Origin of the sequence: Paenibacillus sp. FSL H7-0756 (genome assembly GCF_038006765.1) — a bacterium.
GTDB lineage: Bacteria > Bacillota > Bacilli > Paenibacillales > Paenibacillaceae > Paenibacillus_AQ.
Genome location: NZ_JBBOVT010000002.1, coordinates 533,349 through 555,990 on the forward strand (window position 1 = coordinate 533,349; position 22,642 = coordinate 555,990).

Annotated in this window: 27 protein-coding genes; 13 read left to right on the forward strand and 14 right to left on the reverse strand. The window is 49.3% G+C overall.

Features of this window, described 5'->3' with window-relative positions; genetic code table 11:
• Nucleotides 1-8 precede the first annotated feature (8 nt).
• From NST04_RS19130 to NST04_RS19145, 4 genes are all read left to right on the forward strand, one after another.
• A complete protein-coding gene (locus tag NST04_RS19130) occupies nucleotides 9-689 on the forward strand; it encodes a succinylglutamate desuccinylase/aspartoacylase domain-containing protein (protein WP_341185642.1) in 681 nt (226 codons plus the stop codon).
• 100 nt (nucleotides 690-789) lie between these two features.
• Nucleotides 790-1,170: a GntR family transcriptional regulator gene (locus NST04_RS19135; RefSeq protein ID WP_341185643.1), complete on the forward strand. Its 381-nt coding sequence runs from the start codon at nucleotides 790-792 to the stop codon at nucleotides 1,168-1,170.
• On the forward strand, nucleotides 1,167-2,036 hold the full coding sequence (locus NST04_RS19140; RefSeq protein WP_341185644.1) for an ABC transporter ATP-binding protein: 870 nt from the start codon (nucleotides 1,167-1,169) through the stop codon (nucleotides 2,034-2,036). The genes NST04_RS19135 and NST04_RS19140 overlap by 4 nt, the downstream gene beginning before the upstream one ends.
• Nucleotides 2,029-2,667, forward strand: a complete 639-nt coding sequence (locus tag NST04_RS19145; RefSeq protein WP_341185645.1) for an ABC-2 transporter permease — start codon at nucleotides 2,029-2,031, stop codon at nucleotides 2,665-2,667. Before NST04_RS19140 ends, NST04_RS19145 begins: the two co-directional genes overlap by 8 nt.
• 95 nt (nucleotides 2,668-2,762) lie before the next feature.
• Here the strand turns inward: NST04_RS19145 and NST04_RS19150 are convergent, their stop codons facing one another.
• On the reverse strand, nucleotides 2,763-3,125 hold the full coding sequence (locus tag NST04_RS19150; protein WP_341185646.1) for a ribosomal protein L7/L12: 363 nt from the start codon (nucleotides 3,123-3,125) through the stop codon (nucleotides 2,763-2,765).
• A 173-nt stretch (nucleotides 3,126-3,298) separates the two neighbouring features.
• Here NST04_RS19150 and NST04_RS19155 point away from each other — a divergent pair, with 173 nt between their 5' ends.
• Complete coding sequence (locus NST04_RS19155) at nucleotides 3,299-4,252, forward strand: NADP-dependent oxidoreductase (RefSeq protein WP_341185647.1); 954 nt, start codon at nucleotides 3,299-3,301, stop codon at nucleotides 4,250-4,252.
• Here the strand turns inward: NST04_RS19155 and NST04_RS19160 are convergent.
• Nucleotides 4,249-4,851 carry a TetR/AcrR family transcriptional regulator gene (locus NST04_RS19160; RefSeq protein ID WP_341185648.1) on the reverse strand — a complete coding sequence of 201 codons (603 nt, stop codon included), beginning with the start codon at nucleotides 4,849-4,851 and terminating at the stop codon, nucleotides 4,249-4,251. The genes NST04_RS19155 and NST04_RS19160 overlap by 4 nt on opposite strands.
• Before the next feature lie 160 nt (nucleotides 4,852-5,011).
• On the opposite strand from NST04_RS19160, the gene NST04_RS19165 reads away from it, so the two are divergent.
• Together NST04_RS19165 and NST04_RS19170 are read left to right on the forward strand one after the other, a co-directional pair.
• Nucleotides 5,012-5,215, forward strand: a complete 204-nt coding sequence (locus tag NST04_RS19165) for a hypothetical protein (RefSeq protein WP_341185649.1) — start codon at nucleotides 5,012-5,014, stop codon at nucleotides 5,213-5,215.
• Between the two features lie 83 nt (nucleotides 5,216-5,298).
• Nucleotides 5,299-5,568 carry a GNAT family N-acetyltransferase gene (locus tag NST04_RS19170; RefSeq protein WP_341185650.1) on the forward strand — a complete coding sequence of 90 codons (270 nt, stop codon included), beginning with the start codon at nucleotides 5,299-5,301 and terminating at the stop codon, nucleotides 5,566-5,568.
• Nucleotides 5,569-5,592: 24 nt separating this feature from the next.
• Here the strand turns inward: NST04_RS19170 and NST04_RS19175 are convergent, their stop codons facing one another.
• Entirely contained in the window at nucleotides 5,593-6,372 is a 780-nt protein-coding gene (locus NST04_RS19175; protein WP_341185651.1) for a helix-turn-helix domain-containing protein, read from the reverse strand.
• A 92-nt stretch (nucleotides 6,373-6,464) separates the two neighbouring features.
• Here NST04_RS19175 and NST04_RS19180 point away from each other — a divergent pair, with 92 nt between their 5' ends.
• Nucleotides 6,465-8,288 (forward strand): glycoside hydrolase family 2 protein, encoded by a 1,824-nt coding sequence (locus tag NST04_RS19180; protein ID WP_341185652.1) that lies wholly within the window; start codon nucleotides 6,465-6,467, stop codon nucleotides 8,286-8,288.
• 124 nt (nucleotides 8,289-8,412) lie between these two features.
• Nucleotides 8,413-8,886, forward strand: a complete 474-nt coding sequence (locus NST04_RS19185; protein ID WP_341185653.1) for a C40 family peptidase — start codon at nucleotides 8,413-8,415, stop codon at nucleotides 8,884-8,886.
• Between the two features lie 81 nt (nucleotides 8,887-8,967).
• Here the strand turns inward: NST04_RS19185 and NST04_RS19190 are convergent, their stop codons facing one another.
• Nucleotides 8,968-9,798 (reverse strand): MerR family transcriptional regulator, encoded by an 831-nt coding sequence (locus tag NST04_RS19190; protein WP_341185654.1) that lies wholly within the window; start codon nucleotides 9,796-9,798, stop codon nucleotides 8,968-8,970.
• Between the two features lie 109 nt (nucleotides 9,799-9,907).
• Between NST04_RS19190 and NST04_RS19195 the strand changes: the two genes are divergently transcribed.
• Together NST04_RS19195 and NST04_RS19200 are read left to right on the forward strand one after the other, a co-directional pair.
• Nucleotides 9,908-11,650 (forward strand): ABC transporter ATP-binding protein, encoded by a 1,743-nt coding sequence (locus NST04_RS19195; RefSeq protein ID WP_341185655.1) that lies wholly within the window; start codon nucleotides 9,908-9,910, stop codon nucleotides 11,648-11,650.
• Nucleotides 11,637-13,454 carry an ABC transporter ATP-binding protein gene (locus NST04_RS19200; protein ID WP_341185656.1) on the forward strand — a complete coding sequence of 606 codons (1,818 nt, stop codon included), beginning with the start codon at nucleotides 11,637-11,639 and terminating at the stop codon, nucleotides 13,452-13,454. The genes NST04_RS19195 and NST04_RS19200 overlap by 14 nt, the downstream gene beginning before the upstream one ends.
• A 5-nt stretch (nucleotides 13,455-13,459) precedes the next feature.
• Here the strand turns inward: NST04_RS19200 and NST04_RS19205 are convergent, their stop codons facing one another.
• A complete protein-coding gene (locus NST04_RS19205; RefSeq protein WP_445667930.1) occupies nucleotides 13,460-14,476 on the reverse strand; it encodes a YeiH family protein in 1,017 nt (338 codons plus the stop codon).
• Between the two features lie 106 nt (nucleotides 14,477-14,582).
• On the opposite strand from NST04_RS19205, the gene NST04_RS19210 reads away from it, so the two are divergent.
• Complete coding sequence (locus NST04_RS19210; RefSeq protein ID WP_445667931.1) at nucleotides 14,583-15,524, forward strand: LysR family transcriptional regulator; 942 nt, start codon at nucleotides 14,583-14,585, stop codon at nucleotides 15,522-15,524.
• Nucleotides 15,525-15,542: 18 nt separating this feature from the next.
• On the opposite strand, the gene NST04_RS19215 is transcribed toward NST04_RS19210, so the two are convergent.
• The 8 genes from NST04_RS19215 to NST04_RS19250 all read right to left on the reverse strand — a co-directional run bounded on the left by NST04_RS19215 (nucleotide 15,543) and on the right by NST04_RS19250 (nucleotide 21,114).
• Nucleotides 15,543-16,118 (reverse strand): dihydrofolate reductase family protein, encoded by a 576-nt coding sequence (locus NST04_RS19215; protein WP_341185658.1) that lies wholly within the window; start codon nucleotides 16,116-16,118, stop codon nucleotides 15,543-15,545.
• A gap of 52 nt (nucleotides 16,119-16,170) precedes the next feature.
• Nucleotides 16,171-17,274 (reverse strand): sensor histidine kinase, encoded by a 1,104-nt coding sequence (locus tag NST04_RS19220; protein ID WP_341185659.1) that lies wholly within the window; start codon nucleotides 17,272-17,274, stop codon nucleotides 16,171-16,173.
• On the reverse strand, nucleotides 17,267-17,947 hold the full coding sequence (locus NST04_RS19225; protein WP_341185660.1) for a response regulator transcription factor: 681 nt from the start codon (nucleotides 17,945-17,947) through the stop codon (nucleotides 17,267-17,269). The genes NST04_RS19220 and NST04_RS19225 overlap by 8 nt, the downstream gene beginning before the upstream one ends.
• 69 nt (nucleotides 17,948-18,016) lie before the next feature.
• Entirely contained in the window at nucleotides 18,017-18,583 is a 567-nt protein-coding gene (locus NST04_RS19230) for a class I SAM-dependent methyltransferase (protein ID WP_341185661.1), read from the reverse strand.
• Between the two features lie 50 nt (nucleotides 18,584-18,633).
• On the reverse strand, nucleotides 18,634-19,125 hold the full coding sequence (locus NST04_RS19235; protein ID WP_341185662.1) for a DedA family protein: 492 nt from the start codon (nucleotides 19,123-19,125) through the stop codon (nucleotides 18,634-18,636).
• 196 nt (nucleotides 19,126-19,321) lie between these two features.
• Nucleotides 19,322-19,759, reverse strand: a complete 438-nt coding sequence (locus tag NST04_RS19240) for a hypothetical protein (protein ID WP_341185663.1) — start codon at nucleotides 19,757-19,759, stop codon at nucleotides 19,322-19,324.
• Nucleotides 19,756-20,394, reverse strand: coding sequence for a phosphatase PAP2 family protein (locus NST04_RS19245; protein WP_341186798.1), 639 nt, complete (start codon nucleotides 20,392-20,394; stop codon nucleotides 19,756-19,758). Before NST04_RS19245 ends, NST04_RS19240 begins: the two co-directional genes overlap by 4 nt.
• A 144-nt stretch (nucleotides 20,395-20,538) precedes the next feature.
• Nucleotides 20,539-21,114 carry a TetR/AcrR family transcriptional regulator gene (locus tag NST04_RS19250; RefSeq protein ID WP_341185664.1) on the reverse strand — a complete coding sequence of 192 codons (576 nt, stop codon included), beginning with the start codon at nucleotides 21,112-21,114 and terminating at the stop codon, nucleotides 20,539-20,541.
• Nucleotides 21,115-21,325: 211 nt separating this feature from the next.
• On the opposite strand from NST04_RS19250, the gene NST04_RS19255 reads away from it, so the two are divergent.
• On the forward strand, nucleotides 21,326-21,982 hold the full coding sequence (locus NST04_RS19255) for an NAD(P)-dependent oxidoreductase (RefSeq protein WP_341185665.1): 657 nt from the start codon (nucleotides 21,326-21,328) through the stop codon (nucleotides 21,980-21,982).
• Between the two features lie 460 nt (nucleotides 21,983-22,442).
• Here NST04_RS19255 and NST04_RS19260 read toward each other — a convergent pair whose 3' ends face one another.
• Nucleotides 22,443-22,604: a hypothetical protein gene (locus NST04_RS19260; RefSeq protein ID WP_341185666.1), complete on the reverse strand. Its 162-nt coding sequence runs from the start codon at nucleotides 22,602-22,604 to the stop codon at nucleotides 22,443-22,445.
• Nucleotides 22,605-22,642 lie beyond the last annotated feature (38 nt).

Below are 22,642 nucleotides of genomic sequence, written 5' to 3' on the forward strand. Positions count from 1 at the left end.
GAACCACAGTGTCTGTAGAGAAGCATACGCTGGCAGCGGGAACGCCTTATGCCACACCTTATTATGTCATTAGCAGCGGCGTCCCCGGACCTGTATTCATGATCATCTCCGGTGTTCACGGCAATGAGCCGGCGAGCAGCCGCGCAGCGCAGGGCATTGCGAGCAGGTTCAGCCGGGGAGATCTGATGCTGCGCTCAGGGAAGCTGATTATCGTCCCGCTGGTGAACCAAATCGCACGGCGCAAGGGGATTCGCGGGCAGCCCGACCTGAACCGTACCTTCCCGCGCGGACCAGGCGCCCCGGCCCGTCATCCGTTGTCGGCAGCCGTATGGCAGCTTGCCTTGCGCTACCGTCCCTCGTGGGTGCTGGATCTGCATGAGGCGAACGGGCTGTCCGAGCTGAATCCGAAGCGGGTCGGCCAGACCCTGATCATCAGCCCGGTCAGCCGGGCGCATGGACTGGCGAAGCAAATTGTGATGCGGATGAATCAGACGATCACGAATAGAGCATACCGCTTCAACATACGGCATAGGGAGCGTGCAGGAACTTCCCGGATGGCCTTCCAGCGCCTGCTCGGTGCCCGGGCGGTGACCGTAGAGACCTGCTGGAGCCTGGATTATGCCTTCAGGGTAAGAATGCAGAGCGAGATCGTCTACCACTTTTTACGATCTCAGGGGATGATCGTCTAATTAAGGGTATCACACTAAGGGATTGACACAACTGAATATAGTGTATATATTACATATATACACTAGTTACAACAAACACAAAGGAAGCTGATGCTGCTGCATGAATATCGTGATATCAAGTACATCTGGCGAACCGATCTACGCCCAGATTGTGGGACAGGTCCGCCAGATGATTCTCCAAGGCGAGCTGGTCTCGGGTACGCCGCTGCCATCGATCCGCTTACTGGCGAAGGAGCTGCAGATTAGCGTCATTACCACGAAGCGGGCTTATGAGGAGCTGGAGCGGGAAGGGCTGATCAACTCGATTGTCGGCAAGGGATCTTTTGTCTCCGGGGCCGATCAGGAATATATCCGGGAACAGCGGCTGCGGATGGTGGAGGGCAAGCTGAGGGAGATTATTGACGAGAGCAGGCAGCTGGGCATGGAATACGCCGAACTCGCGGAGATGCTGAAGCTGCTCTATGAGGAGGAACAGGAATGAGTAATGTAATTGAGCTGGGCCATGTGACCAAGTGCTACGACCGTTTTGCGCTGCGGGATATTTCGCTCCCCATCAAGGAGGGCTACATTACAGGGCTGATCGGCCCGAATGGTGCAGGCAAGACCTCCATGATCAAGTTGATGATGGGGTTAATTTTCCCGGACCAAGGCAACATTCTGATGTTCGGCCAGAACAACCAGCAGGACCTGGCGGCCGTTAAAGCGCGTATCGGTTACGTCTCGGATGAGAATATCTATTATGAGCACTTGACCGTTAAGCAGATGAAGAGTATTATCGCCCCGTTCTATCCCGGATGGAATAATGATACATATGTGAAGTTTCAGGAGCTGTTCAAGCTTCCGCCGGGTAAGAAGATTAAGGATCTGTCGAAGGGGATGAAAATCAAATTCTCACTCGCCGTAGCCTTGTCCCATAGTGCCGATCTGCTGATTATGGATGAGCCTACTTCGGGGCTTGATCCGATCTTCCGCCGGGAGATGCTGGAGCTGCTCAGCGAGCATATCCAGGATGAGAAGAAGTCGATTCTGTTCTCCACCCACAACACCACAGATCTGGACCGGATTGCCGACTATATTGTATTCATTAATGAGGGACGGATTGTGTTCAACGAGATGAAGGAGAGTCTGAGCGAACGCTATCTGCTGGTCAAAGGCGGGAAGGAGCTGCTGGACCGGGATGTCCGGCGGTGGTTCGTGGGGCTGCGGGAGAACGGGCTGGGCTTCGAAGGGCTGATCAGCAACCGTGCGGAAGGGGAACGTTATTTCAGGGACACCGCAATCTGCGAGACCCCTACACTGGAAGAGATTATGTACTATACGGTAAAAGGAAGTGAAGCACATGTATAACTCCATAGCTCTGATCCGTAAAGACTTCATGCTTACCCGGAAGTTTATCCTCCTGCTGATTCCCTATTATCTGATTATGGGTTATATGAACGCTGAAGCCTATACGGTGTTCTCGCTGTTTCCGGCTATGCTGCTGCTCATTAACTCCTGTACCATCGATATGCAGCATAACAATCAGAAGTTTCTGGTTACGCTCCCGGTCCCGAGACAGCGGCTGATTCAGGCTAAATATATGACGCTGATTCCATTCTCCTTGTTCAGCCTGACCTGTACGATTCTGCTGTATCTGGCTGCTTTTACGATGGGCAAGCTGGATGAACCGCTGCGCTGGAGAGAGCTGGGAATAGCTATTGCCGCGTTCCCTTTATTGGCCTCATGTTATCTGCCGCTGTATTACTGGCTGGGACAAAAAGGGATGCAGGTCGTCAACTTCATCTTTATAATGGTGATCATGCTGAATTTCACGGCTATTACCAGCTTGTCTAAACGGTTTCCGGCACTTGCCGAATGGATTAGCACTGGCAGATTGGATAATGTCTTGCTTGTTGCCATCAGCGTCCTGGCCTATCTCGTGATTATCTATGCTTCTTATTTAGTCTCTCTGCGGATTTATATGCACAAGGATATCTAGCTTCATTACCGGTATAAGCCATCACAAGAATGACCTCAGCTTCCACAGTCCAGTGGCAGTCTGAGGTCATTCTTGATTATTCGTACATAATACACTTAGCGGAAGGTTCCGCCCTGCTCCAGGTCCTCTACGAAGTCCTTGGCTTCCTTGAGGCCCAGATTCCGCGCTTCACGCATGACCTTGATTGCCTGGATTTTCTTGCCCTCGGCTAACAGCAGGCGGATTCTCCGCTCGAGGTCCGGTGCCAGCTCAGGGTTCTGCACGAACAGGGGAGCCGGGATGTCGGCAGCTCTGCCGATTGCTGGGGGAGAGTATTTTCCGCCGTAAGCGTCTCTTTGCGCTAACCGGGACTCCAGCTCGTTCACACGTCTCTTCAGACTGAACACACTGAGCATAAGCAATAGTGCCAGCACCAGAGCCAGAATGGCGATGAGATCGATCGTATCCATATGTTCCATAGGCATTGCTCCTTCCTTAATTATCTACTACCCGTAAGAAGAAAGAATGAACACTTCAGACCTGATTGTTGATTGTATCCCCTTAAGCGGGAGCCTACAATGAGTTACAGGAACAGTACACCTATTGCTTCAACGGTACGCGGATTCCCAATTCATCTACAGGAGTGATTGCAATGAACGAAGCTACACATATGAAGGCGGTTCGGATCCATCAGTTTGGAGGGATAGAAGAGCTAAGGTATGAGGATGCGCCGATTCCCTCTCCCGCAGCGGACGAGATTCTGATTAAGGTGGCAGGGACTGCGTTCAATTCTGCAGATGTCAAAATCCGCAAGGGCTACCTGCAAGCCGTTTTCCCGCATGAATTCCCGTACATTCCTAACATTGAGGTGTCGGGTACAGTGGAGGCAGCAGGAGCTGAGGTTACAGACTTTCAGCCGGGGGACAGAGTCTATGCTGCGCTTGATATGTCCCGGGACGGCGCTGCCGCAGAGTATGTGGTCACCCAAGCGCAGTATGCTGCGCTGGCGCCAGTCTCCATAGAGTTATCCGATGCTGCCGCGCTGCCGATTGGAGTCTTAACTGCATGGCAGGGGTTGTTCGATCATGGTAACCTGCCGCATGGCGGGCGTGTGCTGATTGCCGGAGCCGCCGGCGGGGTAGGCAGCTATGCGGTGCACTTCGCCAAACAGCATGGGGCGTATGTCATAGGGACTTCCTCTGCGGCCAGTATGCCAAAGCTTCGGGAGCTGGGGATTGACGAGATGATTGATTATACCAAGGAGAGCGTCACGGACAAGCTGAAGGACAAGGTAGATCTGATCCTCAATCTGTCCCCTGAGAGTTCAGAGGTACTTAATACCTGGCTGCCGCTGCTAAAAGAGGGAGGAGCGCTGATCTCGGCGGTGAATCCTGCAGACGAAGCGCTGGCAGCGCAGCTTGGTGTTAAGGTACATCAGCTGTTCGCACGAGAGGATCGTACGCTGCTGACTCGGGTTGCAGAGCTGGTGGATGCGGGTAGGCTGAAGCTCTGGATTACTGAGCGTCTGCCGCTGGCCGAGCTGGCTGCCTCCCATGCCATGAGCGAGGCCGGTAAGCTCCGTGGTAAGGTGCTGATTACCATTTAAGCCTTCGCGATTAGAGTTGTCTGCATGAATAAGACCTCGTTATAGATCACCGCCAGCTCCTCCGGAGTATAAGGCATTCCGCTGTGCAACCATTCTTCCGTAATTCCGAGAAAAATAGACGCGGAATGCGCAGCGAGATACTCTGGAGGAACCGCCGGGTGGCCTTCAAATACTCCGTTCATCTCCAGCTTCCTGTAGAAGCTGCGCTTGATAACCTCCTTGAATTGCCCCGGAAATCCCGCCTCCCCTTTGGCCCCGAGAAATAACCGGAGCCGCTCGCCGTGCTGCTGCAGGTACTCCAAGATGTGCACCAGCGGCGGATAAGGCAGACCTTTCAGATAATGCTCCGACATTTCTTCACGTACGATTTTGACGACCATCACCTGCTCCAGACCTGCCAATATTTCACGCTGAAGCTGCTCCAGCAGATCGTATTTATCTGTAAAATGCAGATAGAACGTTCCCCTGTTAATATGTGTTCTAAGTGCCAGCTGGCGTACGCTCACCTTGTGGAATCCTTCCTGCTCCATGAGCTGGAGGAAGTTATCCTCGATTAAAGCACGGGTTCCCGCTGACATCATTTCATGTATTTCACCCATATTGTGTTCGCCTCTTCCGTTAACTGCTAACTGCTGAATATCTGTCTTTTTAAAATAGGATATTTCCGCCCAAAATTCAAATGTCAGCTATACCATAGCCATTCCGTTTACCAAAAATGAGAGTAAATGGTGTATAATTATGAAAAGGGAGGTGATTCTGATGACTGAATTCCCTACTGGCGGTGGACACCCTGGCCCTTCTATCTATTCAAATGACCCCGGCGGGCACAAAGCCAATCATGACGTCAATGAACAGAAGCTTCATCGTGAAGGGCCTTTGGGATTCTGGCGGCAGATCTCTGATCTGTTGATTGCGGTGGGTGTTATTGCTTTGGTTATTGTTGTGATCATGTGGATTGTTTAACTGAATAGATTGAACTTATATTTTTTCTGTTATGGGACTGCCGTGACTCCAGAGAATGTTTGGCCCTCCGGCCGCTGTTGTATTTGGATTTCCTGATTAGAACCGCTTTTCGCGGTAGAAATCCAAATACAAAGGCGGACGCTACCGCTCCTACAGTTCCAAATTTCCCCTCCGCTTCTTTTGCTTTTTTGTTAAATGCCCGGCATTTCGCTTCTAATCCGGCCTCAGGAAGAATTATGCAGAAATGCGGAATGACCTACGAAGGCACTTTGAAAGATCAAGTACATAAGATTAACGCCTATGAAGATTTGGTGTATTACGGAATCTTTAATCCCGCTCATCCAAGCCAATAACCCCGGTCCGCTCTTCCTTCGCGATCAGCCCTTCCCCCGATATTCACTCGGCGTCTGGCCGGTGAACTTCTTGAACTGCCGCATGAAATGGACATCGTTCTCATAACCGCAACCCGCAGAGATCTGGCTGACGGTATAGGTGGTGTTCTTCAGTAAATAGGAGGCATGGCCCACACGATTAAGAATGATGTCGCTGACGGCCGGAATGCCGAAGATTTGCTTATAGATCTGCTGAAAATAGGACGGGCTCATGTTCATCCGCTCTGCCAGCTGTTCGACAGAATACCAGGTGGAGGGAGAGCTGAGCAGTTCATTTCTCAGGTTCAGGAACGAATCATAGTATTTGCTGACCGGTTGGCTGGCCTCCACGTGATGCCGCATATCGCTAAGCTTCATGAACAGACAGCGAACAATGGAGTCGATAATCTCCTGACGGAAGGGGCCGTTCTGCAGATTCTCCCAGTGCAGCTCATTTACTTTTCTGGTGATATAGAGCGGATCATGGGCCTTCATTAAGGTGTCCAGCGGCAGCTTCAAGCGGTCAAACCAAGCATTCGCCCCCTCCAGCTCAAAATGGAACCAGTCATGCACCAGCGGCAGCTCAGCGTCTCTGTAGAAGTAGTGGCTGTCTCTGTTATAGATAATGTAAGTATTCGGTTCAGCATACACGCTCCGCGCCTGAAGCCTCAGCTCCATCTTGCTCCGAAAAAATACGAAGACGTAATCGCCGGAGCCCTCCGGGCGGTCTATGGTCATGCCCTCCGGATGAATTACATTCGCACCGCACCGCTTCAGAGTGATCATACACAATTCCACCTTTTAGATAATAGATCAGTCATTAGATAGGATAAATCATTTTCTTTCAAGGGACAAGGGAGTACTCTGTGATAGTGAATATGGAGAATACTTCAGTAACGAGAGAGAGGGCAACGACCGATATGATTAGAGCAGCAGCTACGAAATTCTATACCCCTAACTACCCGAGACCCCAATTTGTCCGCAGCCAGTGGCTGGATCTGAACGGAGAATGGGACTTTAGCTTCGATGATGACAATGCAGGCGTTGCGGCGCGCTGGATGGACCATTTTCCGGCCACGCACACCATCAATGTTCCATTCTCCTACGAGACAGCGGCCAGCGGCATTGGCGATGAGACCTTTCACCCCCGGATCTGGTACCGCAAGCATTTGGCTCTGTCCCCGGCGGTAGAAGGGAAGCGGACGGTGCTGCATTTTGAAGGCGTGGACTATAAAACGGTCTGCTGGGTGAACGGCAGCTATGCCGGAGAGCATGAGGGGGCGTATACCCGGTTCTCCTTCGATATTACCGATCTGCTGCGCCCTGAGGGCGGGAATGAGATCGTGCTGATGGTGACTGACAGCGACAGCTGTCTGCAGCCCCGGGGGAAGCAGCGCTGGGCGGGCCGGAACCACGATTCATTCTATGTGCAGACCACCGGTATCTGGAAAAGCGTCTGGCTGGAGCATGTCCACGCTACCCGGCTGGATTCCGTGAAGATGACACCCGACATTAACCGCCAAATGCTCCGCCTGGATTACCGTGTACACGGCCTGAGCGAAGCCCGGAATCTCCGGCTGGAGACCGAAATTACGTTAAAGGGCCAAAGAGTAAATAAGCTTAGCCTGCCGGTGGACAGATCAAGCATGACTGTGGAAATCAGCATGATGGAAGGCATTAACGGGCCTTGGCTGCAGAACCTGTGGTCACCGGGGAATCCGAACCTTTTTGACATCGAATTCGTGCTGTATGCGGGTGAACAGGAGCTTGACCGGGTCGGCTCGTATGTCGGTATGCGCAATATCTCAATCAAGGGCAGCCAGATCCTGCTGAATAATATCCCCCTGTACCAAAGACTGATCCTGGACCAGGGCTACTGGACCGATACTCATCTGACTCCGCCGTCAGAAGAAGCGCTGATTCAAGATATTGAAGCGATTATGGAGATGGGCTATAACGGCCTCCGCAAGCATATGAAGGTGGAGGACGCCCGCTTCCTGTACTGGTGCGATGTCAAAGGGCTATTGGTCTGGTCAGAGATGGCGGCTGCTTATGAATATAACGACGAGGCGCTGGAGCGGTTCACCAGGGAGTGGCTGGAGGTCGTGCAGCAGCAGTATAATCATCCGTGCATTATCACCTGGGTGCCTTTTAACGAATCGTGGGGGGTACAGAATATCCTTCATGACGTCCGGCAGCAGACATTCACGGAAGGGATCTATTATTTGACCAAATCTATCGATCCCTATCGTCCGGTGATTACGAATGACGGCTGGGAGCACACCGTGTCCGACATTCTGACGCTGCATGATTATGTGGAGCGGGGGGAAGCGCTATATGAAACCTACAAGGATAAAGACTCTATTACCGGCAGCAGCGGCACGTATAACGAATGGAAGTTTGCTTTTGCAGAAGGGTACAGCTATAAGGGGCAGCCGATCATCATCAGCGAGTATGGGGGGATTGCCTTCAAGAGCGAGCACGGCTGGGGCTATGGCCATCAGGTGGATAGCGAGGAAGCTTTTCTGGAGCGGTTCGGCAGCTTAACCCGGGCGATTCAGGCCATTTCTTTCATCTCCGGGTACTGTTATACGCAGGTTACAGACGTTCAGGATGAGGTCAACGGGTTAATGACTGCGGAGCGCGAGCCGAAGGTGGCACTGGAGCAGATACGGAAGATTAACCTGCGCCTGGGGATGTAAACTCTTTCAAAAATCACCGGAGGGGTTGACGAACGGAGAATATTACACTATCATTCATAATAGTTACAAAAAATTAATAATTGTCAGGCAGCATTAGCCGGCAAGAAAGGAGACTGAGTTCTTTTTGAAGAAAGGAATCGTATGGCTGCTTAGTATTCTGATATTGCTATCGTTTGGATCTGAAAGAGCATCTGCGGATGACAGCTCCAGGCTTGACCAAGAGGTTAATGATGTGATGGGAACTCCATACAAATGGGGGGGCACCAAGGCATCTGAAGGGTTTGACTGTTCCGGATTTATAATATACATATTTGGCAAGTTCAACTTAGATCTTCCGAGAACATCCAAGTCGCAGGCAAGTGCAGGCGAATATGTGGCCAAGTCCGATTTACGTCCAGGAGATCTGGTCTTTTTCGAAACCGGGGGCAACGGCATCTCGCATGCAGGCATCTATGTGGGCGACAACAAATTTGCACATTCCTCCAGCAATAAGGGCGTTACGATCACCAGCCTGTCATCAGGTTACTATAAGGAACGCTATGTTACTGCCAGAAGAACCATTTCTGAGAGCACTTATCAGAAGATGACTGGCAATTAATTCGATCACTCATCCTATATAATAAACAAACGGCGACGTTGCCCTGGATCTACCGGGGCGGGTCGCCGTTTTTAGTAGAGGCTATGACTTGACCGGCTCCTCGATATGCACCATCACCCGCACCAGATAGTCCTCCGGATGCTTCATAACGATCTCATCCAGCAGGAATTCCTCATAAGCATCTCCTTTAATGACATAATGATTCTGCTCAATGTAATCAAAAATCTGCGGATAAATCTTCTCGGTATCCTCATAATCAGCCCGGGTGTAAGACACAAGATAGTAGCCTTCCGGCATATATTCTTGTTCGTGATGCTGTGTAGTCATATAGCTGTACATATAAGAGATTATATCTCCGTCCCTCCTTAGCAGATCCTCCTTACAGATAATCGCTCCGCCCGGATATCCGGCAGGTGCATTCTCCTTATGCAGACGTTCCTGGTAATCATCCCACAGCTCCTCGTTCAATTCCCGCCTCGAATCATGGACACGGCGGCTTCGCAGAATCGGCTTGCGGGCCTGGTGGATAACAGACATACGGCTGGTGTCGGTATTCAAGGTATGTTCAATATTGCCCGCGCGCTGAAGAATCATCTGCCTGGCTTGTGTGAGCTTCGCAATCTGTAGCTGCACAATCTCCTCCTGCTTCCGCAGCAGCTCCAGGGTGCTTGCCGGAGAACGGTGCTCCAGATACTCCCGGATATCCTCCAGAGACATGCCCAGCTCTTTGAAGAGATAAATCACACCAATGGTATCCAACTGGGTGCGGATGTAGTACCGGTAGCCGTTGTCAGCCACGAAGGCGGGCTTGAATAAGCCGATCTGATCATAGAAAATGAGCGTCTTGCGCGGTACACGGGACAGCTTGGAAAAGGCGCTAATCGACATCAAATCAGTCTTAGGTTTAGCCATCTTCATCTCCTTCTAAATGACGGGTTGACTGTATAGTTACTATACAGTTTATAATAACCTCTGTTCTTACGGTTAATCAACTTGTTCACAACAAAGAAGGAGAATGCTTATGATCAGGAAGTTACTGCAAAGTGTGCGGGAGTATAAGAAGGATACATGGTTGACTCCTATATTCTTGCTTGGAGAGGTTGCCATGGAGGTGCTGATTCCCTTGCTCATGGCTGAGTTAATTGACCAGGGCATCACCGGGGGACAGATGAACCAGATCGTGAAGTATGGACTGATTCTGATCCTGTTCGCTCTGGTCTCCCTGGTATTCGGCGCTCTTGCCGGTAAACATTCAGCCACCGCAATGTCCGGCTTCGGGCGAAATCTGCGGGAAGACCTGTTCCGTCATGTGCAGCGGCTGTCTTTTTCCAATATGGATAAATTCTCGACTTCAGGCATCGTCACCCGGCTGACTACAGATATCACGCATGTGCAGAATGCATTTCTGATGATTATACGGATTGCGTTCCGCAGCCCGGTGATGATTATATTTGCCACGATTATGACCTACCGGGTCAGTCCCGCAATCGCTACATGGTTCGTCGCCGTTATTCCGGTGCTTGCGGCAGGGATGATACTGATTCTGAAATTTGCTTTCCCGGTATTTGAACGGGCTTTCGACAGTTACGATGAGCTCAATAAGGTCGTACAGGAGAATGTCCGCGGTATCCGGGTGGTCAAATCCTACGTGCGGGAGGAGCATGAGATCTCCAAGTTCCAGGCAGTGTCGCTGAGGATCTTCGCACAGATGGCCAAAGCTGAACGCATCCTGGCATTTGAGCTGCCGCTTATGCAAGTGATTCTGTATGGGGTGATGCTGATTATCTCCTGGGTAGGAGCCAAGCTGGTGGTGGGCGGCAATATGACAACCGGAGAACTGACCAGTGTGTTCGCCTACTCCATGCAAATTTTGATGAGTCTGATGACGCTGGGGATCGTGGTCGTGATGGTGGCGATTGCCCGCGCTTCTGCCGGACGTATTCATGACCTGCTGGATGAACAGCCGGACATCACAAGTCCCGATTCCCCGGTCACTGAACTGCATACAGGCGAGGTGGAGTTCCGCAACGTGTCCTTCCGTTACTCCAGTAAGGCCAAGAAGGATGCATTATCGGGGATCAACCTTCATATTCCATCAGGGCAGACAATTGGCATTATCGGCGGGTCGGGCAGTGCCAAGTCCACATTGGTCCAGCTCATTCCGCGGCTCTATGATGTTACCGGAGGCGAGGTGCTTGTTAGCGGAACGAATGTGAAGGACTATGATCTGCATGTGCTGCGGAGTCAGGTTGCTATGGTACTCCAAAAAAATGTACTGTTCGGCGGCTCCATCAAGGACAATCTCCGCTGGGGGAATGAAGCGGCTACCGATGAAGAGCTGATCGAAGCCTGCAAGGCCGCACAGGCCCATGAGTTCATCACGTCCTTCCCTGACGGATATGATACCCGGCTGGATCAAGGGGGGACGAATGTGTCCGGCGGGCAGAAGCAGCGGTTATGTATTGCCAGAGCTTTGCTGAAGAAGCCCAAAATCCTTATTCTGGATGACTCGACCAGTGCAGTGGATACACGAACAGATGCACTAATCCGAACTGTATTCAAGGAGAGTATTCCGGATACGACCAAGATCATTATTGCCCAGCGGATCGCGTCTGTCGAAGATGCAGATCAGATTATTGTGCTGGATGACGGGGAGCTGGCGGATACCGGGACGCATCAGGAGCTTTTGAGCCGGAGTACGATCTATCAGGAAGCTTACAACACACAGACGAAGGGAGAGGAAGCACAGCATGAACAACATTAATTACGGCAGAACGATTAAGCGGCTCCTGGCCTACTTCAAGCTCTTCAAGTTCAGAACCTCACTGGCCCTCCTGCTGGTGCTGGTAAGTTCTGCGGTATCTGTAGCTTCCGCTACGTTCCTGAGATTGCTCATCGATGACTTCATCACGCCCCTGCTGGGCGATCAGCATCCGGTATTTGATGCCTTGTTCCAGGCACTGGCCATTCTTGCTGTCATTTACGCCGCCGGTGTCCTCAGCACATTCATCTCCAAGCGGCTGATGATTACAGTCTCACAGCTCATTATGAAAAGAATCCGTGACCATCTGTTCGCTCATATGCAGAAGCTGCCGGTTAAGTACTTCGACCGCAAGGAGCACGGAGACATTATGAGTCACTACACGAATGACGTAGATACACTCAATATGATGCTCACAGACGGATTGCCGCAATTGCTCTCTACGGTTGTGACGGTTATAGTGGTGCTTGGCACGATGCTGTATCTGGATGTCCCGCTGACGATTGTAGTGGTATTAGGCGCACTGGTGATGCTATGGATTACCAAGAAGGTTGGAGGGAAGGCGACACACCACTTTTTCCGGCAGCAGGAATCTATTGGCGCACTGGACGGATATATCGAAGAAATGATTCACGGGCAAAAGGTCGTGCAGGTGTTCGGCCGTGAAGAGCGATCCATCGAACAGTTCGCGCACCTGAACCGAGAATTGTTCGATAGCTCCACGACAGCCAACAAATATTCGAATATTCTGATGCCGGTGAATGCCAATCTGGCTACCCTAATCTATGTACTGGTGGCAATAGCGGGTGGGGCCATGTCGATCTCCGGCTGGAATGAAGGCTTGACGCTGGGAAGCATTGCGGCGTTCCTGAGCCTGTCCCGTAACTTCACGATGCCGATTGCTGAAATATCCTCCCAGATCAATATGTTCGTGGTGGCGCTTGCAGGCGCACAGCGGATCTTCAACTTGCTGGACGAACTGCCGGAAGAAGATCAGGGCCGCGTTAGCCTGGAGCAAGACCCGCAAGGCACCGGATGGGCATGGAGGCTGGAGGATGGTTCCACAGTGCCGCTTGCCGGGAAGGTGGAGTTCAAGGATGTGAGCTTCACGTATGACGGGAAGAAGCAGGTGCTGCAGGAGATTACTTTATCTGCGGAGCCTGGGCAAAAGCTTGCTTTTGTAGGCGCTACAGGTGCCGGAAAAACGACCGTGGCCAACCTGCTGAACCGTTTCTACGATATCACGCAGGGTGAGATCATCTATGACGGCATCAATATACAGCGTATCCGCAAAGCGGACCTGCGCCGGTCCCTTGGTATCGTTCTGCAAGACACGCATCTGTTCTCCGGCACGGTGGCCGATAATATCCGCTATGGCCGGCTGGAGGCCACTGACGAGGAGGTTATGCAGGCCGCCAAGCTGTCTTATGCCGCGAGCTTCATCGAACGCTTGCCGGACGGATACCAGACTCAGCTGGACGGGAACGGGAATGGACTGTCACAGGGCCAAAGCCAGCTGCTGGCGATTGCCAGATCAGCCATTGCCAATCCGCCGGTGATGATTCTCGATGAAGCGACCTCATCCATCGATACGCGGACAGAAGCCCTGGTACAGAAGGGGATGGATAATCTAATGGATCACAGAACTGTGTTCGTCATCGCCCATCGTCTGTCCACCGTAAGGAATTCCGATGCCATCATGGTGATGGACATGGGGCGGATTAAGGAGCAAGGCGATCACCGGCAGTTAATTTCAGAGAAGGGGATATATTATCAGTTATATACGGGAGCTTTTGAATGGGATTGAGTACCTTAACCCAAGTTCAAAACCTTCACCAGCAGGAAGCCCAACCCGGATAGCAGGACCGATCCGATCAAGCCGGCTCCGAAGGCCCCCAGGCCCATGCGTCTAAAAGCAGCTAAATCTACGTTCAGACCCAGGCCCGCCATAGCCATTGCAATGAGGAAATACGCAGCAAGTATAAGCTTATCCGTGATTGCTTCAGGAATGATCTGCAAAGTATTGATGGTGCTCATCAGCAGGAACCCCAGGATGAACCAAGGAACCGGTACAGCCCTCCAATTGGAGGGTCCGGACTCCGGGTTCGCTTGCCGCTCCTTGCGGTTAGCCCAAATTCCGATGATTACAGCGACCGGTACCAGCATGGTGACGCGGGTTAATTTGACGATGACGGCCAGATCAACGGCCTCCTTGCCGGTTGGCCCGGTTGCTGCAATGACATGAGCGATTTCATGGAGTGTAGCTCCCGAGAATATACCGTAGCCCAGTTGGGTCAGGTTAAGGATAGGGTAGAGAAGGGTGTACGCCAGTGTGAAAAGGGTGCCCAAGATCGCAACGGTAGCCGCGCTGACCGCCGTCTCCTCGTCGCTTGCTTTGAGCTGTGGGGCGATGGCTACAACCGCTGCCGCTCCGCAGATCGCCGTGCCGCATGCCGTCAGCAGCCCCAGTCTGGATTCTACCTTGAACCATCTGGCCAGACCAAGCACGGTACAGATTGTGAACCCAATACACACCAAGGCGATCAGCAGCACCTTGGGACCAGCCTGAAGGATATCCTTCAGGCTAAGTCTCATGCCCAGCAGAATGATGCCATACCGCAAAAGCTTTTTGGAGGTAAAAGAGATTCCGGGTGTTAAATAACTTGGAACGCCTAGCGTGGCTCTCCAGATCATTCCGAGCAGAATAGCAATGACTAATTGCCCCATAATGCACAGGAAGGGGAAGGCGGATACGTATTTGGCGAACAGGGCCAGCATTAGAGGCAAGGCGATACCGAGCGCAAAGCCCAGCTTCTTCTTTTCTTCCATGTGCACAGCTAAGTGTAGATTCATCGAAGTCACGTCCAATAGGTTGAATTTAGTTCCTTTAAACACTATATTCAGTTATGATTGATTAGGGAAATACGGATTTTAAATGTATATCATAACGAATACTTATCTTAAGAGAGAGAGTGAGCGATTCATCATGCTGGAATCCCTGGTGGTCTATGTAACGGTTGTGGAGCAGCGGAACTTCTCCAGGGCGGCAGAGCTTCTGCATCTGTCACAGCCTGGGGTCAGTCTGCAGATCCGTAATCTGGAGAAGGAACTCGGCGTAAAGCTCATGAACCGTTCGCCCAAATGGGTGAAGCTGACGGAAGCAGGGGAGCTGTTCTATAGACGGGCGAAGGAAATGCTGAATCTCTATGAGTCTGTTAAGCTCGATCTGGCCCGGCTGCATGATACCGTGAGCGGAAGCTTACATATCGGGGCAAGCTTTACGATTGGCGAATATGTGTTGCCCCGGCTGTTCTCATCCTTCGCCAAGCAATATCCCGATGTGGACATGGGGATGACGATTGCGAATTCAACGGAGATTGTCTCTGCCTTGCGGGAGAATAAGATTGAAGTGGGGCTGATTGAAGGAAGCATCGAGGCGGCGGATCTGCAGGTTGTTCATTTTATGAAAGACGAACTGATAATCGTCGCTGCTGAGAATCACCCGCTCTCACGAACGGGCGCGGTGGAGGTGGGCGTACTCCAGGATCAGATATGGGTGCTGCGTGAGAGCGGTTCGGGGACGCGTTCGTTCAGCAATCATTTTTTGGCACAGGCTGGTCTAAGAATGAAGCGCTCGTATGAGATCAACAGCAGTCAGGGAGTGAAGGAGGCTGTCGCTAACGGACTGGGGATTTCTATTCTCTCGAAGTGGGTGGTCCGCAGGGAGATCGAGACCGGTAAGCTAATAGAAATTCCTGTGCAAGGCCTGAGCCTTGAAAGAGACTTCTCGATTGTGCGGCTGACCGGTCATGTTCCCAGCAGAGCGAATGAGGTGTTCGTGGAGAGGTTGGTGAAGCTGGACAGTACATTTGCCTGAACCGGAATAGTGACGAGGTCATTTAATGGTCTGGTATATGAGGCCTATGGCACCAGAATCAAATGTTTTATTTTCGATAAGCTTCAGATTAGTTTTCTCCTGGACACCTTGGAATAACGGTAAGCCGCTGCCGATCAGGACGGGGGAGACCGTAATTTTATATTCATCGATTAAGCCAAGCTGCATAAGAGTGTGTGCGAACCGGGGACTGCCGAGAATGACGATATCCTGGCCTGGCTGCTCTTTGAGGCGCTTGATCTCTTCCTCGACGTTCTCTTTGACCAGTCTGGAATTATTCCATTCAACATTCTCCAGGGTTGTGGAAAAGACCACTTTGGCTGTCTTCTCAATCCATTCTGCATGATCCCGTTCGTGCTGTGAAGCGGTTGGGTCCGAAGGTACGGAAGGCCAGTAACTGTGCATCATCTGATAAGTTCCACGACCCCAAATGACCGTGTCCGCAGTACTCAGAATTTCCCTCGCGTGTCTCTCCAGATCAGCATCATAGGCGACCCAGCTAATATCCATTGGGCCGTTCGGCCCTTCAACAAAACCGTCAAGCGAAGCATGCAGAAATAGAACGAGTTTTCTCATTTTTATTGCGCCTCCCATAGCGAATTTGGTTTGGTATGTTTAGTATAACTCATTATGCTTTGGCACTGCGAGGCAGCTTTAACTGAAACGTAAATACGTTATCCACGTGTTGCAGCGTTAAGGTGCCTTGATGCAATTCGGCGATATTCCTGGCGATGGAGAGGCCGAGGCCGGACCCTGACTGGATGCCTTCGCTGCTTCGGGAATAATCCACTTTATAGAAGCGCTCAAACAGTTTATCCATCTGCTCGCCTGTGATCGGTTTTCCTTTATTCTCGACCTCGACCGTAATATAGTCATGATAAATGTTCATCCGGACAGTAATCACACCCGGCTTCAAGGAGTACTTCAGAGCATTCATCAGAAGATTGTCGATGGCGCGGGCGAGCTTGTTACTGTCGATGTAAGCCGGGACAGGGGAATCTCCGAGCCTTCGCTCAATGTGAATATCATTCTCCTTCGCAATGGGCTCAAACTCAAACAGCAGCTGACCCATCAACTGGTTCAAGTCGATCTTATTCAGCTCCAGCCGGGTGTCAGCCGAGGTAAGCCGGGTGTATTCAAATAAATCATCAAGCAGCTTCTTCAGATGCGTTGCCTTGTTATAGGTGTTCTGAATGAAGCGGTCATACTCTGCCTTGTCTTGAAAAGAATCGGTCCGCAGCAGCTCAATATACCCGATGATACTGGTCAGCGGAGTACGGAGGTCATGGGAGATTCCAGAGATCAAATCCATCTTGGATTTCTCCAGATCACGCTCTTTTTGCATCTGCAGCTGCAATTGTTCTGTCATATGATTAATGCTGGAAGCTACCCGCCCAAGCTCATCCTGCCGGTCAACTGCAACCCGGTATTCCAGATTACCCTCCGCAATCACCTGCAGCCCTTGTTCCAGATGAATAATATCTTTTACCATTCGCCGTGTTAAGAAGAGAAAGGTAAGAACGAAATTGATAATAAAGATAGGAGTGATGACGAATGTAAACCATTTATCTATCCAATCCTGGTTACGGATATTGAAATACTCCAGCGAAATTAAGATGATGATATTATTCAAAAAGACAGCCACTACCGTGCTCAAAATAATCCGGTTCAGGATATTCGCCTGAATTTTTTTCTTCCGGGCCCGTGGTTTAGGCTTAGAGGCTCTAGTCAATTTTATAACCTACTCCCCATACGGTTTTGATGTACTGAGGTTCTCGTGTGTTCACCTCCAGCTTATCCCGCAGATTCCGGATATGAACCATCACCGTATTATCCGAATAGCCGTAAGGCTCTTTCCAGACGGTTTCGTATATTTTCTCCGAGCTGAATACTTGTCCGGGATGGCTCGCCAGCAGCACCAGGATGGAGAATTCCAGAGGTGTAAGGGAAATATCCTTATCCCTGAGCTTCACCGAATGTTTGCTGGTATCAATAACAAGTTCCTTAATCAACAGCAGGGAGTTTAGTTCAGCCTTGCCCATCAGACTTTGCCGCCGCAGCTGGGCCTTAACCCGAGCCAGTAACTCTAGCGGATTGAATGGTTTAACCATATAATCGTCAGCCCCGGTAGTCAGACCCGTGATTTTATCGATGTCTTCTTCCTTGGCGGACAGCATGATAATTGGGGCGGCGGATATTTCTCTTATTTTGAAGCAGGCCTTAATTCCATCCATCACAGGCATCATGACATCTAGGATCACAAGCTGGACCGGGGTGGTTTGGATCGTCTTTAGTGCTTCTTCTCCATTGGCTGCTTCAATGACCTGATAACCTTCGTTCCGCAGATAGACATGAATGACATCCCGGATATCCGGTTCATCATCGACAACAAGTATGGTAGTCATTACAATAACTCCTTTTGGACTTTGTTTCCTTGAGCGGATAACTCCAGTGTAAACGATAGCCTGGGATGTTTAAATTGTTTCCTTTTTGCGGCAGACATAAACGAATGCAGGAGGGAGATTGACGGGTACTACTTTTATTTTTTCAATGACAAAGTGTGCGGATAGTGTCTTCTTCATTTGAAGTGAATATTGAAAGGCGATGAATACTCCGCCAGGTTTCAGTGCCTTATGAATCTGATCGACCAGCGTATGTCTTACTTCAGATTCAAAGTTAAAGAAGGGTAAGCCGCTAAAAACATAATCGAGCTGCTGAACGCCCTCCTTCTTCATGGCTTCAACTAATCGTGAGGCATCGGGATAACAGGCGAAGTCCGGATATGCGGTCCGCAGATTATTCCTCATCGTGTCGTTCATCTCGAACAATAACACTTTGGTGGAGTCTTGTGCATGCTGATGAATATAACGGGTGATGGCACCTGTCCCTGAGCCGAGTTCGGCTACGGCTTTTGTCTCCGGCCAAGATGCCTGTTTCACCATTTTGTTCGCAAGAAAACGGGAGCTGGGCATGACACTGCCCACATGCTTGGGATTCTGCAGGAAGCTTCTTAGGAATAGGATAGGTTCATTGGTATTCATGTAGGGTTCCTCCGTATGTGTATTGGTAATATAACCAGTTGCAAATGAAATCATTGAAGCGCTGATAATATAGGAGCGCCGAAATAAGTGCCGGCTGTAAAATAGGTGATGGTCCATAGCAAAGCACTGGAATAGGAGACGAGCACAAATCTCCGGTAACGTATGCCGCTCAGTCCAATGACTATGGGAAGAACGTACCGCACAAGCGGGATAAACAACCCGATGCACATGGCATACTTGCCATACTTCTTCAGAAGCTGTTCAGCCTTAACAAAGTGCTTATGATGCTGAAATCTGCGGCGGAGCTGGGGACCGAATAGCTTGCCTGCAAAATAAGCAACTGTAATGGCCGTTAATAGTCCGCCGAGAATACAGAAGTAGGTGATCCATGAATTGAAAGCACCGGTGCTGCTCAAGATGGCACCGCTGATGATCGTGATCTCATTCGGAATAGGAATGCCAAATGGCCCTAACGAGAAGGCAACGAAAAAAATCAGATATCCATACTGATGAAACAGCTCTAAGAGGGTGTGACTGATCATTGTTTTTGCCTCCTCAGTGGTTGATATAGCAAGCATAAAGAATAAAAATTAGGAATTAATGAGTATAAATCTGAAGAAAATCTAAAGAATCTATAAGTATGTTCATAAAAAATCTCACAAAAAAAGCCTAACCAACTAGTTGGCAAGGCTTAAAGCGGATGGAGGCTGTTGCAGTGATTGGATGAGCGGTCTCTGATTAGCAGCGGGTTTTTAGGATGTATTCATTCAGCCGGTCTTGAATTTGCATGATTTCTGCGCAGGTATCCTGGATCATCATCAGCCGTTCCTCCTGATTCGTAGCAGAGTTGGAGCGGATGCACTTTATTTTTCTTACAACCTCTTCCAGCGGTTCGTGAATCTCTTGTCTGATCGCCGTCTCCATACAGGAGAATTCTCCAGGCCACGGACGAGTTAGAATCGTTAAAGAGATTACAAGTAAAATGGTAAAGATGCCAGTAAGAAACACAAAATAGAAGTGAATGAGCTTGGGGTCAGCCAGATAAGCAAGCGGCAGGGCACACAGAAAGGTTACAAATAACGCAATCAGAAAGCTTGCACAGGCACGAACGACGATATGAGTGCGAATACTCTGGCGGCGGGAGAGCGAGGACAGAAGAGTCATTATCTTCATCATCGCTCCAAGCCGGCCGATCGCGTACGGGATGACAGGGAATGGAGCACTTGACCCGTCACCCTGAAGCACAGCTCTCCAACCACAATTCCCCCGGCAATGTCGGCCGCCACATGCTGCTTCACCAGCACAGTAGAGACGATAATTAGAATGGAGAGGGCAGAGGTCATCACCCATATCGCTCGTCCGAAGATGCGGGTTCCCCGAAGAATCACATAACTGGTTAATACATGGATTGATGGAAAACAGTTATAGGGCTGATCATTACTATAGACGTAAGATACCATCGTATAGAGAAAGCTGGTGTGACCCTGAAGATCCGGACGGTTAATTCCTGTCTGGAACAATGAAAAGAAAATGTAAGAAATCACCAGACCACAGCAAAGTGCAGTCAGCGTTTGGAAATAAGATTTTCTGTCTATAAAAGCGAGTGCGATCAATGCACCTGTAATGAACGGATACCACAGGATATATGGAATGATAAAGGCTGGTATAAAAGGAATCATGGAATCCAGCGTTGTGGCAAGACTATAGACATGAACTCCAGGCCGATTTAGAATGCCGTAAAATATATTCAGGCTTGGAATCGCTGCAAGCCACAGCAAAGATAAATAAGCGGATTTGTTGGAAGGTTTCATAAGCTTCAAGCGCTCAACTCCTAAATGGATAATCGATAATCGATTCAATGCATAATCAATGTATCCATCATAGAGATAAACTCTGAAGAAAATTAAAGGAAAAATCTTAAGAATTTCTTAATTTCGAACTCATTTTGTTGGCGTTCATCTTGGAAGAAGGGAATTAATTCCGTTCGTAACGTAAGGAATAGCCAATTTTATATATTCTTCTGGTGGCGCAGTGTTATTGTGTTGCCAATCAACCGAAGCCCCCAAAATTCCCCAGCTTAATATGACAGCTGCGATTCTTAGAGATTCATCGCTGACAGAGGAATGTTCATTTAACAACAATTGGTAAAAAATCCTTTCCAGTTCTTTTTGTATATTTGCTTCAAGGGTTGCTTTGAAGGTCTCGAAGCTGTATCGACACTGTTTTGATAAAGCGACCTGAAAATTTGTGACGGACAGGAAAACATTAATGATTGTTGTTTGATTCAGTTCTTTGTACTCATTGATTTCATTAAAGACATTGTTCGTGAATTCCTCTTTCATTGCTTTTTCCATTAAATCATGTTTATCGGTGAAGTGATAATAGAAGGTGGCACGATTCACTGTTGCTTCTGCCGTAATATCATGGATGGTGATATCCTTAAATTCTTTTTTGGTTGAAAGATGAATAAATGCATCCATGATTAATCTGCGTGTACGAATAATACGTGGATCTATTTTTGCTTCAGCCATAGGAAATCCCCGTTTCTATTTATAATTTTCTATACATATTCACTTATTTGTCGGATATCCGACAAAAGTTTAAAACCGTTGGTTGAACAATCTTTGGATAATAATATAATCCAAATATACAACATCCGTTGTAAAAACAATAGGTGATAGAAAAGTGAGGTATTGCAGTTAGATATACGATACTTTTCTGAAAACATACAAGGAGCGCAATATGAAAAAGATACTCATCCTGGGCGCAAGCGGGCGTACCGGACGCCTTATACTGGACTACGCTTTGCGCAAAGGCTATAAAGTGAACGCACTGGTTCGCAACCCGGACAAAATACAACCACGAGAAGGTCTGACCTTATTCAAAGGAACGCCGGAAAATCCCGAAGATATTGACCATGCTATGGAGGGTACGCAAGGAGTGCTCGTGGCGCTGAACAATGTGCGTACCTCCGATTTTCCGTGGGCAAAGCAGGTTAGCCCACCGCGATTTATGGCAAACGCAGTAAAAGGCACGGTGATCGCTATGGAAAAAAGAGGACTTCGGCGTATTGTAATCATCTCGGCGCTCGGGGTAGGGGATTCCTTTTCCACAGCTCCGATTCTCCTTCGTTGGTTGGAAAAATATACCAATGTGGGCAAGACATATGATGATCATAATTGGGTGGATCAAGAAATCCGCGATACGGATACCGATTGGACGCTTGTTCGTGCTGTGGGATTAAGTAATAGCGACAAATCGAAAACATTGCAGGTAACAGAGGTCGGAGGCCCTAAGCCTGCTCTGATGATTAGCCGTATGAATGTGGCGAAATTCGCCGTAGACGCATTGGAAAACGGCGCATATATCCACAAGGCACCGATTATTTACGAAAAATAGATTCTGGCAAGGAAATCCTGACTAAAACCTAGTTTGATAAGAGATGACACAATAGTCCTGCAATCAAGATGTCGATTGCAGGACATGTAACATATAAGCTAATTTGAACATTCCTGAAATGATTTGAACATACTTATTCACAAAACCCGTATTTTGTACATATGTATGTATGGAGATTAAATGCCTTTTACATAAAGACTTCTTGTCGTCTTTATCTTGTCGGTGGACAAGAACATAGTCCCTTGTAGGACAAAAACATGGTCCCATTGCCGACTAGGCCTCTCTTGACCATAAAAAAACAACTCATTAAGGAGTTGTTTTTTTATGGTCATTATAGTCGTTACCTGAATTCACCTAATACATAAAGAACGGATTACAAGCTCCAATTCCCAATATATAAGACCGTACTTTTGTTATAAAGTCCTATAAAATGAAAATCGCTTTCTACCTACTACGCTCCTCAAAACACCTCATCTATCGTAACTTCAGTTCCTGCAGCTACTAGTTCAATACTGGCTTGTGCAGCAACCATCTCCTCTAACTGAGCAATGCTCGTCCATTCAAGAGCACCTTCAGGCGGAACTTTACTATGATCCAGAAGAGCATCCAGCAGTTGTTCCACCTTTTCGAATTGTTGCTCATTGTGTTGCAAATGAATAA

Coding starts and splice junctions, on each gene's coding strand:
- NST04_RS19135 (WP_341185643.1), top strand. CDS start 790: ATGAATATCGTGATATCAAGTACATCTGGCGAACCGATCTACGCCCAG.
- NST04_RS19140 (WP_341185644.1), top strand. CDS start 1,167: ATGAGTAATGTAATTGAGCTGGGCCATGTGACCAAGTGCTACGACCGT.
- NST04_RS19145 (WP_341185645.1), top strand. CDS start 2,029: ATGTATAACTCCATAGCTCTGATCCGTAAAGACTTCATGCTTACCCGG.
- NST04_RS19150 (WP_341185646.1), bottom strand. CDS start 3,125: ATGGAACATATGGATACGATCGATCTCATCGCCATTCTGGCTCTGGTG.
- NST04_RS19155 (WP_341185647.1), top strand. CDS start 3,299: ATGAACGAAGCTACACATATGAAGGCGGTTCGGATCCATCAGTTTGGA.
- NST04_RS19160 (WP_341185648.1), bottom strand. CDS start 4,851: ATGGGTGAAATACATGAAATGATGTCAGCGGGAACCCGTGCTTTAATC.
- NST04_RS19165 (WP_341185649.1), top strand. CDS start 5,012: ATGACTGAATTCCCTACTGGCGGTGGACACCCTGGCCCTTCTATCTAT.
- NST04_RS19175 (WP_341185651.1), bottom strand. CDS start 6,372: ATGATCACTCTGAAGCGGTGCGGTGCGAATGTAATTCATCCGGAGGGC.
- NST04_RS19180 (WP_341185652.1), top strand. CDS start 6,465: ATGGAGAATACTTCAGTAACGAGAGAGAGGGCAACGACCGATATGATT.
- NST04_RS19190 (WP_341185654.1), bottom strand. CDS start 9,798: ATGGCTAAACCTAAGACTGATTTGATGTCGATTAGCGCCTTTTCCAAG.
- NST04_RS19195 (WP_341185655.1), top strand. CDS start 9,908: ATGATCAGGAAGTTACTGCAAAGTGTGCGGGAGTATAAGAAGGATACA.
- NST04_RS19200 (WP_341185656.1), top strand. CDS start 11,637: ATGAACAACATTAATTACGGCAGAACGATTAAGCGGCTCCTGGCCTAC.
- NST04_RS19205 (WP_445667930.1), bottom strand. CDS start 14,476: ATGGAAGAAAAGAAGAAGCTGGGCTTTGCGCTCGGTATCGCCTTGCCT.
- NST04_RS19210 (WP_445667931.1), top strand. CDS start 14,583: ATGTATATCATAACGAATACTTATCTTAAGAGAGAGAGTGAGCGATTC.
- NST04_RS19215 (WP_341185658.1), bottom strand. CDS start 16,118: ATGAGAAAACTCGTTCTATTTCTGCATGCTTCGCTTGACGGTTTTGTT.
- NST04_RS19225 (WP_341185660.1), bottom strand. CDS start 17,947: ATGACTACCATACTTGTTGTCGATGATGAACCGGATATCCGGGATGTC.
- NST04_RS19230 (WP_341185661.1), bottom strand. CDS start 18,583: ATGAATACCAATGAACCTATCCTATTCCTAAGAAGCTTCCTGCAGAAT.
- NST04_RS19235 (WP_341185662.1), bottom strand. CDS start 19,125: ATGATCAGTCACACCCTCTTAGAGCTGTTTCATCAGTATGGATATCTG.
- NST04_RS19240 (WP_341185663.1), bottom strand. CDS start 19,759: ATGATGAAGATAATGACTCTTCTGTCCTCGCTCTCCCGCCGCCAGAGT.
- NST04_RS19245 (WP_341186798.1), bottom strand. CDS start 20,394: ATGAAACCTTCCAACAAATCCGCTTATTTATCTTTGCTGTGGCTTGCA.
- NST04_RS19250 (WP_341185664.1), bottom strand. CDS start 21,114: ATGGCTGAAGCAAAAATAGATCCACGTATTATTCGTACACGCAGATTA.
- NST04_RS19255 (WP_341185665.1), top strand. CDS start 21,326: ATGAAAAAGATACTCATCCTGGGCGCAAGCGGGCGTACCGGACGCCTT.